The sequence below is a fragment of the Marinomonas aquimarina genome (assembly GCF_900089755.1).
Lineage (GTDB): Bacteria > Pseudomonadota > Gammaproteobacteria > Pseudomonadales > Marinomonadaceae > Marinomonas > Marinomonas aquimarina.
The window spans coordinates 25,085-41,824 of record NZ_FLOC01000007.1; the positions used below are offsets into that span (position 1 = coordinate 25,085).

The following is a 16,740-nucleotide window of genomic DNA, read 5'->3' on the forward strand; positions in this document are numbered from 1 at the left end:
CGTTTCATGGATATCGTGCAGTTTTTGTTAGATTATCTGATTACGGTGCCGGTGGCGCTGCTTATCTTTGCACTGCTGTTTCTTAAATCTTCGGTTATTTTCGTACCGCAAAACCGCGCCTATATCATAGAACGATTTGGCAAATACCAGAGTACCCGAGAAGCGGGTTTGAACTTCCTTATCCCTCTCATTGATCGAATTGCCGCCGACCGTTCGTTAAAGGAGCAGGCGGTGGACGTGCCTAAGCAGAGCGCGATCACCAAAGACAATATTTCGCTGCATGTGGATGGCGTGCTCTACTTCCGTGTCTTGGACCCTTACAAGGCGACCTATGGCGTCGACGATTATGTATTTGCAGTGACTCAATTGTCACAAACCACCATGCGTTCTGAGCTGGGTAAGATGGAATTGGATAAGACCTTCGAAGAGCGTGATGCCCTCAATACCAATATCGTGTCCTCTATCAATGAGGCCTCGGGCCCTTGGGGAATCCAAGTGTTGCGTTACGAGATTAAAGACATCATTCCGCCGCAGTCAGTGATGGAAGCGATGGAAGCGCAGATGAAGGCTGAGCGGGTGAAACGTGCCCAGATTCTGGAATCCGAAGGCGATCGTCAGGCGGCCATCAACCGTGCTGAAGGGGAGAAACAAGCGATCGTGTTGTCGGCGGAGGCAGAAAAAGCGGAGCAAGTGCTGCGTGCAGAAGGTGAAGCGAAAGCCATCATTGCGGTCGCGGATGCCAAGGCGCAGGCCTTACAAACCATTGGTGCGCAAGCGAATACCGAAGACGGTCAAAAGGCGATTCAGCTGGATTTGGCCAGTAAAGCGATCGAAGCCAAACAGGCCATTGCGAAAGAATCATCGATGGTGATTTTGCCGGATAATGCCACCGAGGCCAGCGCATTAGTGGCGCAAGCCACCTCGATCATCAACCAATTGAATAAGAGTGTGTAATGGAGTTTTTGTCGTCTTACTTTATCGAAGCGTTGGCTATTTTAGGGTTAGCGCTGTTGGCCATCGAAGTCTTGGTACTGGGGATGAGTACGCTGGTCTTGCTGCTCACGGGGTTAGGCTTGTTGTTGACCGCATTATCTATGTACCTCGGTTGGCTGCCCAGTACCTGGCAGTGGGCGCTTATGGCGACCACGGGTTATACCGTATTGCTCGGCGTGGTGTTGTGGCCCCTCTTTAAACGTATACAAACACCATCGCAACACAAAGCCGTGCAAAGTGATTTGATTGGCCACAGCTTCTATCTGCCGATGGCTACGTCTGCGAAGCAGCCCGGCAGCTACCGTTTTTCCGGTGTTGATTGGCGTCTCGTCAGTCAGCAGCCCATCGCGGAAGGGACACTGGTTGAGGTGATTGATGTGCAAGTGGGCACGCTCGTGATTCAGGCCGCCTCGGCCGAAGACGCCTCGGATTAACCCTGCTGTTCAGCGCCATCCTCGTCTGCTGGCGCTGGCTGTTTGCCTGAGCCCCACTTGACGCGACTTAGATAGACGCCGACTAATGTGGTGACCACCCCCATCAGCTGCAAACGGGACAGCGCTTCATCAAATAGGAAATAGCCTTCGATGGCGGCTAAAGGTGGCACCAGCAACATCAGTGTTGAGACCTGAGAGGCGGGGATTTTGCGCAATAGCCATACCAGCAGAAACACGCCACCACAGGACAGCACGATCACGCCCCAAGCAACCAAGGCGTAGGCGGTGAGGTTGTGGACAAATAAGCTTTCTTGCAGTGCCAGCATAAAACCGCCGGAAATTACTGCCGCTGATAGGTTTTGCAGTGCCATCGAGGCAATGATGTCGGAGCCAGAGATCGACATCTTTTGATAAATGGAGCCCAGCGCCAGACTGATCACACCGCCCAGTCCGATAATGGCCAACCAAACACTGAAGCTCTCCGTGGTCTCTGAGTGCTGTAGCGATGGACTGATGACCAGCAGTAAGCCAGCGATGGCAATCAGCATGCCCAGCACGCCGAACAGGCTGGTTTTTTCTTTGATCAATACCAATGCCAAGAGCGTTACCAATATGGGTTGCATCGAACCAATCAGTGCCATCACCCCTGCCGGTAATCCTTGCGCTAGGGCGATGTAAGCTAGGCTGAGATAAAACGCATTGAGCAGTGAGCCAGCGATAATGTGTTTCGGCCAGTCTGAGCGGGGCGGAAAAGGGCGTTTGAAGACGATCGCCAACAACCAGAATATGGCGCCGGCCAAGGTAAAGCGAATGGCTAAGTAAACGTTCGGATCGATCAGGCCGACAATAAATTTGCCTGTGATAAAGCCCGTTGACCAGATTGCAACCAGTAGAATAAATAACAGCGGCATTATCTCAGATCCATTTGAGTTGAGAACAAGGCGGCATTGTAACAGTTGTGCGGGTCTTTCATAGACGTCAGCGTTGGCTAAGTGTGGCAATGGCGACGAAGTGACTCCCTATCATTGTTGAGAAGTGGTAGCATTTGCCCCATGAAAAACAGCGCTATTAGCAAGAGACAACCCAATGCCGACCTATACCGTTTTAAAACGCGATGACCTTGTCCGTGCCGAGCAGGACTCTGACGCCATTCAGCAGTGGACGCTGTGTGGTTATGAAAAGATGGGGCAATTCGACGCACAGGATGCGGATCAAGCCATCGCGCAATTCCGCGCTGGCTATCATGAAACAAAGCCAAGCAAGCCACTGGGCTTACGTTGGATGATTTGGGTATTTGGTAGCTTTGCGATTGTCTGGTTTTTGTTCGTATTGTTTTACATGCTACCCAGCGCCTTTCAGGACTAGGCTGCAGCGCACGTGCACACCCTAGAACAATTGCGCCGCGGTGATTACCAAGGCGCGACGCATCTCAAATTGAGTGAGCAACTGTCTGAATTTCCAAAGGAAATTTATACCCTTGCCGACACACTCGAAGTACTCGATCTGTCGGATAATCAACTCACTGAGTTACCGTCGGACTTTGCTTGCCTGACGAAACTGCGCATTTTCTTTGCCTCAAATAATCCCTTTGAGCAGGTGCCAGAGGTATTGGGACAAATGCCCGAGTTGGAGATGATCGGCTTTAAGTCCTGTCAGATTAAAACCGTATCAGAGCACTGCCTGCCCGCGTGTACACGTTGGTTGATCCTGACCGATAATCAGATTGCGGCATTGCCTGATGCAATCGGTCGCTTAACGCGCCTAGAAAAACTGATGCTGGCAGGTAACGCCATTCGCGAGTTGCCACACACATTTGCCAATCTGACTAACTTGCGCCTATTACGGCTCGCTGCCAATCAATTAGAGGCTTTTCCTGAAATACTGCTAACGCTGCCACAGCTGGCTTGGTTGGCCTTTTCCGGCAATCCGTTTTGCGCCCCACGAGATGAGCATTCGGATTTTACGCAAGTGGCTGCGGTAGATTTAGCCCTGCACGAAGTATTGGGGCAGGGGGCATCGGGACTGATTTCCCGAGCCACTTGGACTCACAATGGAAATGGCTTGGCTGATGACGTGGCTGTAAAAGTCTATAAAGGCGGCATCACCAGCGATGGTTATCCGCAAGATGAGCTGGATGCCTGCTTGACCGTGGGGGCCCATGAAAACCTAGTCAAACCCTTGGCGCATATTCATGAGCCTGACTGTGCGGCGTTGCTGATGGCTCTCATCCCAGCTGACTATCACAACTTGGGTCAGCCGCCGAGCTTGGTATCTTGTACTCGTGATACCTTTACTCAAGGGCAATCTTTTAGTGCAGAGCAAGCTGACTTTATTATCGCGCAGATGCGTGCTGTCGTGGCACACTTAGAAAACAAGCAGGTCAGCCATGGGGATCTCTACGCTCATAATGTGCTGATCAATCAAGATAGCCATATTTTATTTGGCGATTTTGGCGCAGCGTCAAAATATCACCACCTCACCCCAGCACAACAAGCGGGTATCCGCCGCATGGAGCGCCGCGCTCTAGCCTATTTTGAAGAGGATATACTAGGGTTAGTGACGCACTAACTATTGGTATGTTCGGCCATTATGTTTGAGCCAGCCATGTGGGTGTCGCCCGCGTGGATCATGGTGCGTCCAATGCATCACACCGCCTTTTTTATTCCATTCGTATTCACCGTAGAACTCGACCGTATCGCCCACCTTTAGCGTCGGGATGCGTGGCGCAAGGTCGATATTGTGGGCCACCAGCAAGGTCTGTCCACTGTCCAGCTGTAAGATAAAGCGCTGATGCATAGAACCTTTAGTATCGTCTTTTAATACTTTAATCACAGTGCCGCTGCCTTGGATTTGCAGGTCGCTTTGTTGTGCGGCATAGGCCTGTTGTAGGCGCACATCATCGGCAAAGACTGGCGCTGAGAGACCAAATAGAACCAGTAATAGAGCGAGGCAATATTTCATTTCAAACCTGCAGTGTAAAAGTGCGAGTGTAGCAGTATTGGGTGGGGTTTCGGGTATAAAAAAACCGCCCTCAGTTGCCTGAGAGCGGTTGGCTTTGCAGTGTTTCGTTGATCTGCTTAGTTGCGGATCAAGTGGTCGAAAGCACCCAGCGCGGCGGTAGCACCAGCGCCCATGGAGATGATGATTTGTTTGTATGGTACGTTGGTAACGTCACCTGCGGCAAACACACCTTCCATTGAGGTACGGCCGTGAGAGTCGATCACTACTTCACCACGTTCCGTTAATTCAATTGTGTCTTTTAGGAACTCACTGTTTGGCACCAGACCGATCTGAACGAAGATCCCTGCCAGTTCCAATGTCTGTGATTCACCTGTTTTACGGTCAGTGTACTGAAGGCCTGTGACATGCTCTTCGTTACCCAATACTTCAGTGGTTTGCGCTTCCGTAATGATGGTCACGTTTGGTAGTGATTTAGCTTTCTTCACCAGTACATCATCAGCGCGTAAAGTGTCGCTGAACTCTAGTACGGTAACGTGCTCGACTAGGCCTGCAAGGTCGATCGCCGCTTCGATACCTGAGTTACCGCCACCGATGACCGCTGTTTTCTTGCCTTTGAACAATGGGCCGTCACAGTGTGGGCAGTAAGCTACGCCCTTGTTCTTGTACTCTTGCTCACCAGGAACGTTCATTTCGCGCCAGCGGGCACCGGTTGCCAAGACAATGGTTTTACTTTTCAGTACCGCGCCGTTTTCTAGCTCGACTTCGATCAGATCTTTCTTCTCAACGCGAACCGCTTTTTGCGTTTTCATTAAGTCAACATCGTAATCTAGGACGTGTTGCTCTAGGCCAGCGACCAATTTTGGACCGTCAGTGGCTTTGACTGAGATAAAGTTTTCGATCGCCATGGTGTCAGATACCTGACCACCAAAACGTTCTGCAACGACACCGGTACGAATGCCTTTACGCGCTGCGTAGATGGCAGCGGCAGCGCCTGCTGGGCCACCACCCACGACTAATACGTCGTAAGCTTCTTTTTCTGCAAGGGCAGCGGCTTGTTTCGCTTCGGCGCCAGTGTCGACTTTATTTAGGATCTCATCCAGCGTCATGCGGCCTTGGCCGAAGTGTTCGCCGTTAAGGAATACCGCTGGTACGCCCATGACCTTGCGATCTTCCACTTCTTGTGGGAATAGGCCGCCGTCGATCATAGTCGCGGTGACTTTCGGATTAAGTGTTGCCATTAAGTTAACGGCTTGAACCACGTCTGGGCAGTTGTGACATGACAAGGAAATGTACACTTCAAAGTTCAGCTCAGTGTCTAGGTCTTTAATTTGTTGCAGCAATTCTGGTGCTGCTTTAGATGGGTGACCACCGGCTTGTAGTAGGGCCAGTACAAGGGAGGTGAACTCATGTCCCATCGGGATGCCTGCGAAATGCACGCGCGCTTGGCTATCTTTAGGGCCAACCGACATTTGCGGTGCGCGGCCTTGTGGGTTTTCTGTCACAGACAAAGAAATTTTGGCTTGGTTTAGCTCGGTAATTTCACGGGCTAATTCCACTAGCTCTTCTGATTTAGCATTGCCATTTGAGGACACGGTAATCGCAATCGGACTAACGATGTTTTGAAGGTATGTGCCCAACTGTTGTTTCATATTTGCGTCTAACATATTTTTTAATCCGTTATTTAGTTGAGTGTGATTACAGTGCCTATAAATTTCGGGCGAGTGAGGTCAGCACCTGTCTTCATATGGAGAGGGAGGCGTGAGGTTCCTTGGCTCGAAAAATATCTTGTGGGCTTTAACGCCTTGCACTGGAAGGCAAAGCCCGATGTTGGGCGCTAGGCGCCCAACAAAGGAAGAGGCTTCTTAGATTTTGCCTACTAGGTCTAGAGATGGAGCAAGAGTCGCTTCACCTTCTTTCCATTTAGCTGGGCAAACTTCGCCTGGGTGAGCCGCTACGTATTGAGCTGCTTTCACTTTACGCATTAGGTCTTCTGCGTCACGGCCGATGCCTTCTGCAGTGATTTCCATTGCTTGGATAGTACCTTCTGGATCGATCAAGAAAGTCGCACGGTCAGCAAGACCTTGACCTTCACGTAGAACACCGAAGTTGTTCGTGATCGTCGCAGTTTGGTCACCTACCATGTAGTAGTTGATTTTGCCGATTGCTTCAGAAGTGTCGTGCCAAGCTTTGTGACAGAAGTGAGTGTCTGTTGATACAGAGAATACTTCAACACCCATAGATTGTAGTTCTTCGTACTTGCTCGCTAGGTCTTCAAGCTCAGTTGGGCAAACGAAAGTGAAGTCAGCTGGGTAGAAGAAAAATACGGCCCATTTACCTAGTACGTCTTTTTCAGAGATCTCAACGAATTCGCCTGCTTTGAATGCTGTTGCATTGAATGGCTTGATCTGAGTGTTAATCATGTATTGCTCCTTAGTAAAGTGTGTTTCGCTGTTTGCGTTACCAACAGTGCCTATATTATGGGGCCGATGTGACGAATTGAAATTGTGATTAACTAAAACTTAGATAAAAAAAAACTATCAAGAATAGTAAAAACCTATTCGTCCGGATATTGGCTACGTAACTCGACTATTTCCTCGGTCAAATCTAGCGCAATTTGCGCCAGTTTGGGATCAAAATGCTGGCCAGCTTGATCCCGCACATAGGCAAACGCTTGTTCCGTGCTCCAGGCCTCTTTGTAGGGGCGTTTCGAGAGTAGGGCGTCGATCACATCCGCCAAGGCGACAATGCGCCCTTCCAAGGGAATGGCGTCGCCTTTTAGGCCTTTAGGATAGCCACTGCCGTCCCAGCGCTCGTGGTGGGTCAAAGCAATGGTGCGCGCCATATCCAGTAATGGCTCGCCCTCGACGTCTAAAATTTCCGCGCCAAACAGGGTGTGCTTCTTCATTTCCTCCCATTCCTCAGGCGCCAGCTTACCGGGCTTTAGTAGAATGGCATCGGCGATGCCGATTTTACCGACATCGTGCATTGGGGCAGCGAGAAAGACTTTTTCGACCCAGTCCGGATCATCGACACATTGTTCGGCAATCAGCTTGGAAATGTAGCTCATGCGTACCACATGGGCGCCAGTTTCATTGTCCTTGTACTCCATCGCGCGACCAAGGTGATGAATGATGCGTACTTTGCTGTCGTGCAGCTCTTTCGTACGCTCGCGTACTTTCTTCATCAATTGACGATTCTGATCGTACAGAGCAATTTGGTTACGCACCCGTGCGCGCACTAAAGGGGGGCTGATGGGTTTGGCGATGTAATCTGCCGCACCCATGGCAAAGCCACGCTCTTCGTCTTGCACGTCGTGCTTCGCCGTGACGAAAATGACGGGGATATTAGCGGTGACAGGGTCGGCTTTGAGACGCTTGCAGACCTCGTAACCGTCCATGTCTGGCATCATCACATCGAGCAGAATCAGGTCTGGCTTGGCGTCACTTTTTGCGATCGTGAGTGCGCGCGGGCCATTTAGGGCCACTTTTATGCGGTATTCATCACGCAGTGATGCCACCAGCACGTCGATATTCTCCGGAATATCGTCCACCACTAACAAGGTGGGTTTGCTGTCCTGTTCATTTTCTTGCTGCGCATGAATGCTTATGTTGTTTTCTAGCATAACTCACTCGCTTAATCCTTAATACGAACCAGTAGAGCTTTGGTATGTTCTAAAGCTCGGTCAAAATCATACACACTAATGGCCTTGCTCAGGGCGTTCATCGATGCTTTGTTTTGGCGATCGCTGAATTGGGGCGCTAAGCTATCGGCTAACTCCCGCGCCTCGGATAACCCCTGTTCAAGGTAGTCTTGCAATTGCATTAATTGCTGTCGTTTGTCATCGGCACTCATGAACACCACCTCCGCGGCAGGCGGCGTCGCGCTGGCAGTTGTCTCTTGCCAAGTGTCTAAACCATCGAGAATGATGGTCAGCTCTTGGCTCAGCGCTTGGACAGTCGATGCCGAGTAGCTGTGGTGCTCCAGTTGTCTTTCTAAGGTGGCGGCTAATTCCGCAAGCTGCACCATACCGAGTGTGCTGCAGGTGCCTTTTAAAGTATGGATCAAACGTGTTGCTTCGTCGTATTGTTCGCGGGCCAGAAGTTGCTGTAGGGTGCTGTCCAGCTCTACTTGGCTGGTGACAAAACGCTTTAACAAGCGCACATACAAGGCTAAACCTTGCGTATGCTGTAGGCCCATTACCGTATCAATCTGAGGTAGGGCAGGCAGCTCGGCCTCTTCGCTGGCAACCTGGTTTGTTGCGTGGCGAAGTGGCGCGCGCTGGCGATGACATTTTTGCGCTGGCATCCATTTTTCTAATGTAGCAAACATTTGCTCGATCTTAATCGGTTTGCCAATGTGATCATTCATACCCGCCTGCAGGGCTCGCTCCACATCCTGTGGCAGAACGTTCGCGGTCATAGCGATAATGGGAAGCTCGGCGTGCTGTGGCATTTGGCGAATTTTTTGGGTCGCTTGATAGCCGTCCATAATGGGCATCTGGCAGTCCATGAGTACTAAGTCAAAATCGTCTTCTGCCAACTTCACCAGAGCATCTTCACCGTTGACGGCGACCACCACCTGAATGCCTTTTTGGGTCAGTAATTCAGTGGCCAGTTCACGGTTGATCTCATTGTCTTCTACCAGTAGTAGGGTCGCATCGTAGAGTTTGTCGTCGTAGCGCTCTTGATCAGCCTCGGCAGAGTGGTACTGGCTTTGTGTGGTATTGGTCATAGCGAAACTGTTGGCAATGGAGTCAAACAGGCTAGAGGCGGTAATGGGTTTGGTTAAGAACCCAGAAATGTCTAAACCTTGTGCCGCTTGTTTGACTTTTTCGAGGCCGTACGCGGTCACCATGATCATGGTTGGGTACTTATGAGGTGAGCTTTCAATGATTTGGCGACAGGTTTCGATGCCGTTTAAATCCGGCATTTTCCAGTCCACTAGCACTAACTCATAGGGGTGTTGCTGCTGTTCTGCGCGTTGGATCATGGCCAAAGCATCATAGCCGCTAGACGCTTCATGACAGGGAATGCCCAAGGCCTCCATGTTGGCTTTTAAAACCTCGCGTGCGCTGTCGTTGTCATCCACGATCAGGGCAATGGAAAGGCCCAGTGACGAGGCTCCTTGGCTTAATGGGATCTCATCGTCGACACGTTCTAGGGTGACGGTAAAGTGGAAGGTGCTGCCTTGCCCTTCTTCACTCTCCAACCAAATCTCTCCTCCCATCAGTTCTACCAGCTGTTTTGAAATCGCTAAACCGAGTCCGGTGCCACCGAAGCGGCGTGTGGTGGAGGTGTCAGCTTGAGAGAAGGAATGGAATAGGTGTTGTTGATTTTCTTGGCTGATACCAATGCCGGTATCCGTTACCGAAAAGCTCACTTTGATCTGATCATGACTGTGTTGCTGATAACGGGCTTTGATAATGACTTCCCCTTGGGGGGTGAATTTCACGGCATTGTTACCCAAGTTCAGCAGCACTTGGCGTAGTCGTGTGGCGTCGCCGCGAAACACTTGCGGTAAATTCTCATCAATATCGAAGATCAGTTCCAGATCTCGCTCCTCCACCTTGATGGTCAGTAAATTAGCGATTTCTCGTAACACATCTTGTAAGTAAAACGGTGTGTTTTCGAGTTCAATCTTACCCGCTTCGATCTTGGAAAAGTCGAGTATGTCATTGATGATGGCCAACAGGGATTCGGCAGAATTTCGCACGTTTTGAATATAGTTGCGCTGACGTTCGTTGAGCTGGGTTTGCAGCGCCAAATAAGACATGCCAATGATGGAGTTCATTGGGGTACGAATCTCGTGGCTCATATTGGCTAAGAAGTCGCTCTTAGCATGATTCGCTTGCTCGGCATTGTCTTTGGCTTGTATCAGCTCTTTGGTTTGCTCGGCAATTTCTTGCTCCAGCTCTTGTTTGTAGTGCTGTAGGGAAAGCTGGTATTTGTGTCGCTCGGAGATGTTGCGCCACGTACAAATGATGGCCGGTTGGTCATCTAACACCACGGCAATCATGGTCATGTCGGCATAAATCAGCTCATCATGAAAGTCTTTAAAGACCCATTCTTGGTAGGAGTGACCTTGTTCTGTCACCTGCTCAAAGAGAATTTCTAATTGCGTTAAAGAGTGATTGCCATCGGATTGGGAGGGGGGCGATACATCCTGCATTTCGGCCTTTAGAAGGCGCTCTTTACTGGGGTAACGCAGCACCTTGGCGGCGGCATTGTTGCATTCAATGATGCTGTTATCTCGCAGTATCCAAGCGGGGTCAGGGGAGGCGTCGAACATGGAGCGGAAGCGATCTTCGCTTTCGATCAAGGTGTTAACTTGACGTCTTACCCGTTGTGAAATGGCCCACGCCAGCAGCAAAATGATGGCGCTGATAATGCTGCTCACCCAAACAATGGTGGTGCTGAGGCTGGAGAGTTGTTGCTCAATCTGTATGTCGAGGCGATGGGTTTCGTCTTGTACCGCATGGCTAATATTATCGAGCAGGCGTGACAGCGGCGAGAAAATGGCTTCGATCTCAGCACTGATCTCTTGCCGTTGACTCTCCATCGCCATAAAGGCAAAGCGTTCCTGCATCAGCCCCGATTCGCCCAGTTCGACCGCATGCAGCTGATTGTAGTAAAAACCTTCGCCATAAATTAAGCGTTTAAGGTTCTCGGACTCTCGAGTTAGGTCGCGATAGGCTTCCGGAAACTGATCTTGGGTTTGCGAAATGGCGTAGTCTAGGCGCTCAAAGGTGGGGGATATGCGGTTATTGAGTAGATCGGACAGCTGCGCTTGAGAGTTGACTAAAGGTAAGCTGTTAAGCGCCAGTTCGAGTTGCAAAATGTCTTCCAGCGCGGAGGACAGAGAGCTTTCGATGGCGCTGGCGCGCAGTGTCATATAGCGTTCCGCAATGTCTTGCTTTTCGCTGTCCGTGGCACTGCGGTATTGAAACAGTAGCACGCCCTCTTGTAAGCGGTGGCGGCTATTCAATGACCGCAGCATGCCGGTGATAACATCGGTATTGGCCAAGCTGTTACGCATCAAACTGTCGCGCTCAGAGTGTTTGGTTAGTTCCTCCCTCAGGGTGTACCAGCGCGCCACATTGTCAGTCAAATTGTGGATATGATGGCTGCGGATGCGCAGCGCTTCGCCCAGCTCCACCAAGTCGGAGTCGGCTTTCGCGGCTTGGACGAGGGCGTTGGTCGACTGCTCGAAGCGAGACATCATGGTTTGGTCTAGATAAGACTCATTAATGTCTTCCTGCAGCGCCTGACGTAGGCGGCCACGCAGGGCGGGCACGGTTTCGCGTAATTCTGAGATGGCGCCTATCATGGTGGCCTGTTGCGCCCGAATATCTATTTGCTGCTTTTTGAGATCAGCGGCAGTGTTGGCGAGAATGGAGGCGCCCACGACGATCGCAAGTAGGCTGAATACAGCCATCAGCCATACTAAAGGCGAGATCGGCGATTGGAATCGGCCCATTCTAGTCATAGGCTACCTCGTATCAATTCAGACGGTATGGCACTACCACAGTAACTTTGTTTGTTCTTTAAATCTTTAAACTCTAACCAGATAGGATATTGAGAATGCTCTAATTCCTGTGGAATTACCAGTGCTGAAGTAGCTGCGAGTTGTGACTCTTGGTAGGCGCGTAAGAGGTCGAGGAGTTCGCTGCGGCTTGGCGCTGTAGACGTCACGCGCTGCAACAGTACCGCTTCCACGTAGCGTGCGGCCAAATAGCCTTCTAACTCCATCGGAGAGGTGGTTTCTAAATTGCCATACTCGAGCACATCGGCAAAGAACTCCTGAATCAGCGGCGATTGGCTTTGCTCCATGCAGGGTCTAACCAAGGTAGAAAGGAGTTTGGCTTGCGTGTGTTGCAATTCGGCGATGAGTGTATCGTGGCTGACGAAGGAAAAGGTCGCGAACAGCGGCGAGACACCGACTTGATCGAGCAAGGAAATCAATTCTGCGGCAGCGGGGTAGGTGCTGATTAAGAAGATGGCTTTTGGCTGCTTAGGCTGGGATAAAATTTTGGCCACAGCATCTTCGGCGGCGGGGTGGTTACGATCGTAGTAGAGCTGCAACAGATCGTGCGCTTTACCGTGGCCATAGGATTGCAGTGCTTCATTAATACTGCGCAGTGTCCCTTCGCCGTAGCTGTCTTTTTGTAGGTAGACCGCTATGTCACTGGGGGCGATGCCGAATTTTTCTACCACGGTTTTGACCAACAGCGTGGCCTCATCATGATAACTGGCTCGTTCTGTGAAGATTAACTGGCGGATATCGCTGTGCTTGAGAGCGCTGCTGCCACTAATCGGAAAGATCAGCGGGATCTGATACTTTTTTAGGGTGGGGGTAGCGCTGACAATCGTTGGGGTTCCAACGCTGCTGATCAGCCCAGCAATATTGTCTTGCTCAACCATGCTGCGAATCAATGGCGGGGTTAGCTTAGGTTCATAGCCGTCATCTTTGGCGATTAATTTGAGTGAGTAAGGCAGTTGTTTGCTAGCGTTGATACGGCTGAAGCCGAGCTCTATGCCTTGCACTAGCTCCGCACCAATTTTTGCGCTGGGGCCGGTTAGGGGGCCGGTAAAACCAAAGCGAAGCTCCTCTGCACGGCTGTTGAATGACAGCAGGCAGAGTAAGCCTAACAATAATGTGCTCAGTACAGCATGGCGTTGGCGCACAGCATACTTCCTAGTCGACAGTTTTTCGCGCAAAGCGAATGGGCGCAGAAGCGCACCATACATGAATTCAAGGTCTGATTAGTTTAGAAGAAAATAATGTAAACTGCGGCTGCAAATATGTCACTGAATGTAATGCTTATCACCTGAAAACCGTTGTCGCTGACTAGCGCCATTGGTGAATTCGCGCTAATTGCAGGTGACGCTCATGTTCAGCTTGATCGACGCTGATGTAACGAAAGCCAATGCGGTCTCCAGGTTTTTTCTGGGACAGTAACGCGCCAGAGAAACTGGTAACACAGCCCACTTTGGGGTAGCCGCCAATGGTTTGTCGGTCTCGAAACAAGACAATCGGCTGGCCGTCATTGGGGATCTGAATCGCACCGTAGGCAATGCCTTCTGAAATAATGCCTGGCTGATCTTGCCCCACCGCGGTGCCCTCAAGCCGATAGCCCATGCGGTCACAGTTCTGGCTGACGCTATAAGTACTACTGAAAAAACGTGCTCGCTCTAAGCCTGAGAAGTGTTTGAATTGATACCCCGTTACCACATTGATTTCCATTTGCTCGTAGTTGGGAATGGCTAAGCGGGGAACATGGCGTGCGGTGTGTTGGGTGGTGCTATGAAAGGGCAATACATCGTGAACGGCTAATTTGTCGCCTTTTCCCGTCAGACCGCCCAATTTCTCACGCATAACGGTGGCCACACTGCCGAGTACTGAGGTAGCCAAAAAGCCGCCTTTGACGGCAAGATAGGCACGCAAACCGAATTTAGGTTGCTGGAAGACCAGCACATCGCCCTTTTGAATGGCATAGGTTTGCCAAGGTAAGATGCCTTTACCATTCAGCGTAGCGCCTAAGTCTGCGCCCGTGATGGCGATGCTGGTGCTCTGTTGTGCTTCCACAGTAAAGCCACCGAAGGTAATCTCGATCTGCGCGGCATTGCTGTCATTGTCTAACAGGGCGTTGCCCCAACGAAAGGCCAGTTCATCCATGGGGCCACCTGTGGTCACGCCAAGGTGCTGATAGCCATGGCGGCCCATGTCTTGTAGCAGGGCGAGCATGCCCGGTTTGATTACTTTAAAAGCCATCCAGCTGACCTCCTTGGGCCAGAAACTCTTCTCTTGTGATAGGTTCAAAACGCACCGTATCGCCCACTTCAATCAAGGCTAGACTATCGCTTTGCCAGTCAACCAGCTGCACAGGCGTACGCCCGAGAATCTGCCAGCCGCCGGGGGTAACACTGGGGTAAACCGCCGTTTGTTGTTCGGCAATGGCGACACTGCCTAAGGGTACTTTTAAGCGTGGGGTGGTTTTACGTGGCATGCGAATGGCCTCAGGGGTGTTGCCTAAAAAAGCAAAACCTGGGGCAAAGCCAATGGCGTAGGCGCGGTAGGCCGTTTCGCTGTGCAGCTTGATCACTTCGTCGATCGTTAAGTTGCATTGGCTGGCCACTTCTTCTAGGTCAGGTCCTACTTCAGGTGCGTAGTAAACGGGAATGACCACTTCACGTCGAGCGCTTGTATTCGTGCTGTTTAACTCAATTTTATTAGCTAAGGTTTTGATCTTATTGGTAATCTTAAAACGATCATAATGGTCAGTGTCGAACACGACCAAGAGCGTGGTATAGGACGGCACTAGATCAATGATGCCTTCGCAGTTGCGTAGAGCTTTAGTCACTAAGGCGATCACATCCGCTGCCGCATCATTGATGGATTCGGCAAAGGTTAGTAAGCAGGCATGATCACTGACCAGCTCTATCTGTGGCGGGTAGATGAGTGCCTCATTCATATTAGCGCTTACCCACGAGCGCGCGGATACGCTGCACGGCCTCCACCGCATGATCGCCATCCCCATGCACACAAATAGTGTCCGCATGTACCGCTAAAGACTTGCCGGATTCAGTGGTGAGCGTACCGTGTTCGCTTAACTGCTGCACTTGTTGTTCGATAAGGCCAAAGTCTTTATGGACAGCATCGGCTTGCTGGCGCGGAGTGAGGCGACCCTCGTCGGTGTACAGTCGATCTGAGAAAACTTCAAACCAGAGTTTTAAGCCATATTTCCCTGCTAAGGCTTTTACATGGTGCTCTTCAGGAATGGCCATCAGCATTAAGATCAACGAATCATCGAGTTCACTGACGGACTCCATCACGGTTTCTAGCACCGTGAAATTCGACATCATAGTATTGTAAAGGGCACCATGGGGCTTCACATAAGTCACCTTTGTACCGTGGGCTTGGCAAATGCCTTGTAGAGCACCGATTTGATATTGAATGATGGCCTTTAACTCATGCGGTGCGATGTCCATATTACGGCGGCCAAAGCCCACCAAATCAGGGTAAGCGGGGTGGGCGCCGATGGTGACATTGTGTCGTTTAGCCAAGGCAACGGTCTTGCTCATGGTTAAAGGATCGGAAGCGTGGAAACTACAGGCAATGTTGGCTTGGTCGACAAATGGCATAATCTCCTCATCTCGTCCCATTGTCCAAGCACCAAACGCTTCACCCATGTCACAATTTAACTTCATTCTAAACTCCAAAAACCAAGGTTGTATCGTCTAAGAGTAACCAGCTAACCGCTTGGCAACAAGTGCGCCACGTTGCATGGCTTTTACTGAGCTTTTACGTGGTCAGCGGCTACCCAAGTTGGAACGGCTTTTGTATGCTCTAAAGATCCCATTGGAGAGCGTAATGAACAAACTGATTTCCTTGATTTTAAAAGGGCTGGTCACGGTACTGCCGATCGGCCTCACGGTGTACTTCCTCTACTGGCTGTTTACGACAGCGGAAGAGCTGGCACGCCCATTGGTATTATTGGTTTGGCCCAAGCAAGAATACTTCGTCGGCTTAGGCGTCTTAACCTGCCTACTATTGTTGGCAGTAGTGGGCTTGGTGGTGAACTTTTATGGCATTCGTAACCTAATGAAGTTAAGCCATAGCCTGTTTGAAAAAATTCCGCTAGTGAAGTCCATCTACGGCGCTCTGCAGGATATGATGACGGTATTCAGTCTATCGAACAAAACCGGTAAGCAAAGCGTGGTGACTTTGGAAATCCAAGGAATGCAGCTGATTGGTTTTGTTACGGGTGAGAAAATGGGGCAACGCTTATTTGCCGAGCAAGATTTGGTTGGTGTGTATCTGCCCTTGAGTTATCAAATTGGCGGCATGACGGTGTATGTTTCGCGTGATAAGTTGACCCCGCTAGACATTTCCATGGAAGAGGCCATGCGCATTGCCGTGACAGGTGGCGTGCAATCGAAGAATAAATCATGATGCAATTAGAACAGATCACCGAATTACTTGAAGAAAAGGGCTATCCAGCCAAACTTAAACCATTCCCACGTCGTATTTATGTGGGCTCAATCGGCTCCTTTTACGGTGTGACCATCGTACAAAATAGCAAGACGGGTGAGTTAACCTTGTCTTATCAGCCACTGATTCTCATCGTTGGCAGTGTGCTTTTGATCTACAGTTTTATTGTCAGCTTTGGCAACGATGATATGTTGTCGGCCTTGATTGGCATTACCGCGGCTTCAGTGAACGCTAACTTTTTTAAGTCACGTAAGAAAAAACAAGAAATAGAAGCGATCCTGCGCGAGCTGCAGGCTCCTTAGGGGGAAGCGGTTGTCATAGTTGTGGCTGACTTGGCAATACCCGAGGCTAGCCCTAGGGT

16 protein-coding genes are annotated in these 16,740 nt (G+C 50.5%); 6 read left to right on the forward strand and 10 right to left on the reverse strand.

Annotated elements, in window-relative coordinates; translation table 11 throughout:
- Positions 1–6: 6 nt before the first annotated feature.
- Positions 7–954, forward strand: coding sequence for an SPFH domain-containing protein (locus tag MAQ5080_RS07210; protein ID WP_067208117.1), 948 nt, complete (start codon positions 7–9; stop codon positions 952–954).
- Complete coding sequence (locus MAQ5080_RS07215) at positions 954–1,427, forward strand: NfeD family protein (RefSeq protein ID WP_067208120.1); 474 nt, start codon at positions 954–956, stop codon at positions 1,425–1,427. Before MAQ5080_RS07210 ends, MAQ5080_RS07215 begins: the two co-directional genes overlap by 1 nt.
- Here the strand turns inward: MAQ5080_RS07215 and MAQ5080_RS07220 are convergent.
- Entirely contained in the window at positions 1,424–2,338 is a 915-nt protein-coding gene (locus tag MAQ5080_RS07220; protein WP_067208123.1) for a DMT family transporter, read from the reverse strand. The two genes, MAQ5080_RS07215 and MAQ5080_RS07220, sit on opposite strands and share 4 nt — an antisense overlap.
- A 175-nt stretch (positions 2,339–2,513) precedes the next feature.
- Between MAQ5080_RS07220 and MAQ5080_RS07225 the strand changes: the two genes are divergently transcribed.
- Positions 2,514–2,792, forward strand: a complete 279-nt coding sequence (locus MAQ5080_RS07225) for a hypothetical protein (protein ID WP_067208127.1) — start codon at positions 2,514–2,516, stop codon at positions 2,790–2,792.
- 12 nt (positions 2,793–2,804) lie between these two features.
- Positions 2,805–3,995 (forward strand): leucine-rich repeat-containing protein kinase family protein, encoded by a 1,191-nt coding sequence (locus MAQ5080_RS07230; protein ID WP_067208130.1) that lies wholly within the window; start codon positions 2,805–2,807, stop codon positions 3,993–3,995.
- On the opposite strand, the gene MAQ5080_RS07235 is transcribed toward MAQ5080_RS07230, so the two are convergent.
- The 9 genes from MAQ5080_RS07235 to MAQ5080_RS07275 all read right to left on the reverse strand — a co-directional run bounded on the left by MAQ5080_RS07235 (position 3,996) and on the right by MAQ5080_RS07275 (position 15,595).
- The gene (locus MAQ5080_RS07235; RefSeq protein ID WP_067208133.1) at positions 3,996–4,388 is read right to left on the reverse strand and encodes a DUF3465 domain-containing protein; all 393 of its coding nucleotides are present in this window, start codon (positions 4,386–4,388) and stop codon (positions 3,996–3,998) included.
- Positions 4,389–4,504: 116 nt separating this feature from the next.
- On the reverse strand, positions 4,505–6,052 hold the full coding sequence (gene ahpF / locus MAQ5080_RS07240; protein ID WP_067208136.1) for an alkyl hydroperoxide reductase subunit F: 1,548 nt from the start codon (positions 6,050–6,052) through the stop codon (positions 4,505–4,507).
- A 198-nt stretch (positions 6,053–6,250) separates the two neighbouring features.
- Positions 6,251–6,808: an alkyl hydroperoxide reductase subunit C gene (gene ahpC / locus MAQ5080_RS07245; RefSeq protein WP_067208139.1), complete on the reverse strand. Its 558-nt coding sequence runs from the start codon at positions 6,806–6,808 to the stop codon at positions 6,251–6,253.
- 134 nt (positions 6,809–6,942) lie between these two features.
- Positions 6,943–8,010 carry a response regulator gene (locus MAQ5080_RS07250; RefSeq protein WP_067208142.1) on the reverse strand — a complete coding sequence of 356 codons (1,068 nt, stop codon included), beginning with the start codon at positions 8,008–8,010 and terminating at the stop codon, positions 6,943–6,945.
- Between the two features lie 11 nt (positions 8,011–8,021).
- Complete coding sequence (locus MAQ5080_RS07255; protein WP_082861055.1) at positions 8,022–11,873, reverse strand: hybrid sensor histidine kinase/response regulator; 3,852 nt, start codon at positions 11,871–11,873, stop codon at positions 8,022–8,024.
- The gene (locus MAQ5080_RS07260) at positions 11,870–13,072 is read right to left on the reverse strand and encodes an ABC transporter substrate-binding protein (RefSeq protein WP_067208149.1); all 1,203 of its coding nucleotides are present in this window, start codon (positions 13,070–13,072) and stop codon (positions 11,870–11,872) included. Before MAQ5080_RS07260 ends, MAQ5080_RS07255 begins: the two co-directional genes overlap by 4 nt.
- Before the next feature lie 163 nt (positions 13,073–13,235).
- Positions 13,236–14,159 carry a 5-oxoprolinase subunit C family protein gene (locus MAQ5080_RS07265; protein WP_067208152.1) on the reverse strand — a complete coding sequence of 308 codons (924 nt, stop codon included), beginning with the start codon at positions 14,157–14,159 and terminating at the stop codon, positions 13,236–13,238.
- Positions 14,149–14,859 (reverse strand): 5-oxoprolinase subunit PxpB, encoded by a 711-nt coding sequence (gene pxpB / locus MAQ5080_RS07270; RefSeq protein WP_067208155.1) that lies wholly within the window; start codon positions 14,857–14,859, stop codon positions 14,149–14,151. The genes MAQ5080_RS07265 and pxpB overlap by 11 nt, the downstream gene beginning before the upstream one ends.
- Before the next feature lies 1 nt (position 14,860).
- A complete protein-coding gene (locus MAQ5080_RS07275) occupies positions 14,861–15,595 on the reverse strand; it encodes a 5-oxoprolinase subunit PxpA (RefSeq protein ID WP_067208158.1) in 735 nt (244 codons plus the stop codon).
- A gap of 163 nt (positions 15,596–15,758) precedes the next feature.
- Between MAQ5080_RS07275 and MAQ5080_RS07280 the strand changes: the two genes are divergently transcribed.
- Positions 15,759–16,340, forward strand: coding sequence for a DUF502 domain-containing protein (locus MAQ5080_RS07280; RefSeq protein ID WP_067208161.1), 582 nt, complete (start codon positions 15,759–15,761; stop codon positions 16,338–16,340).
- A complete protein-coding gene (locus MAQ5080_RS07285) occupies positions 16,337–16,681 on the forward strand; it encodes a hypothetical protein (protein ID WP_067208164.1) in 345 nt (114 codons plus the stop codon). Before MAQ5080_RS07280 ends, MAQ5080_RS07285 begins: the two co-directional genes overlap by 4 nt.
- Positions 16,682–16,740 lie beyond the last annotated feature (59 nt).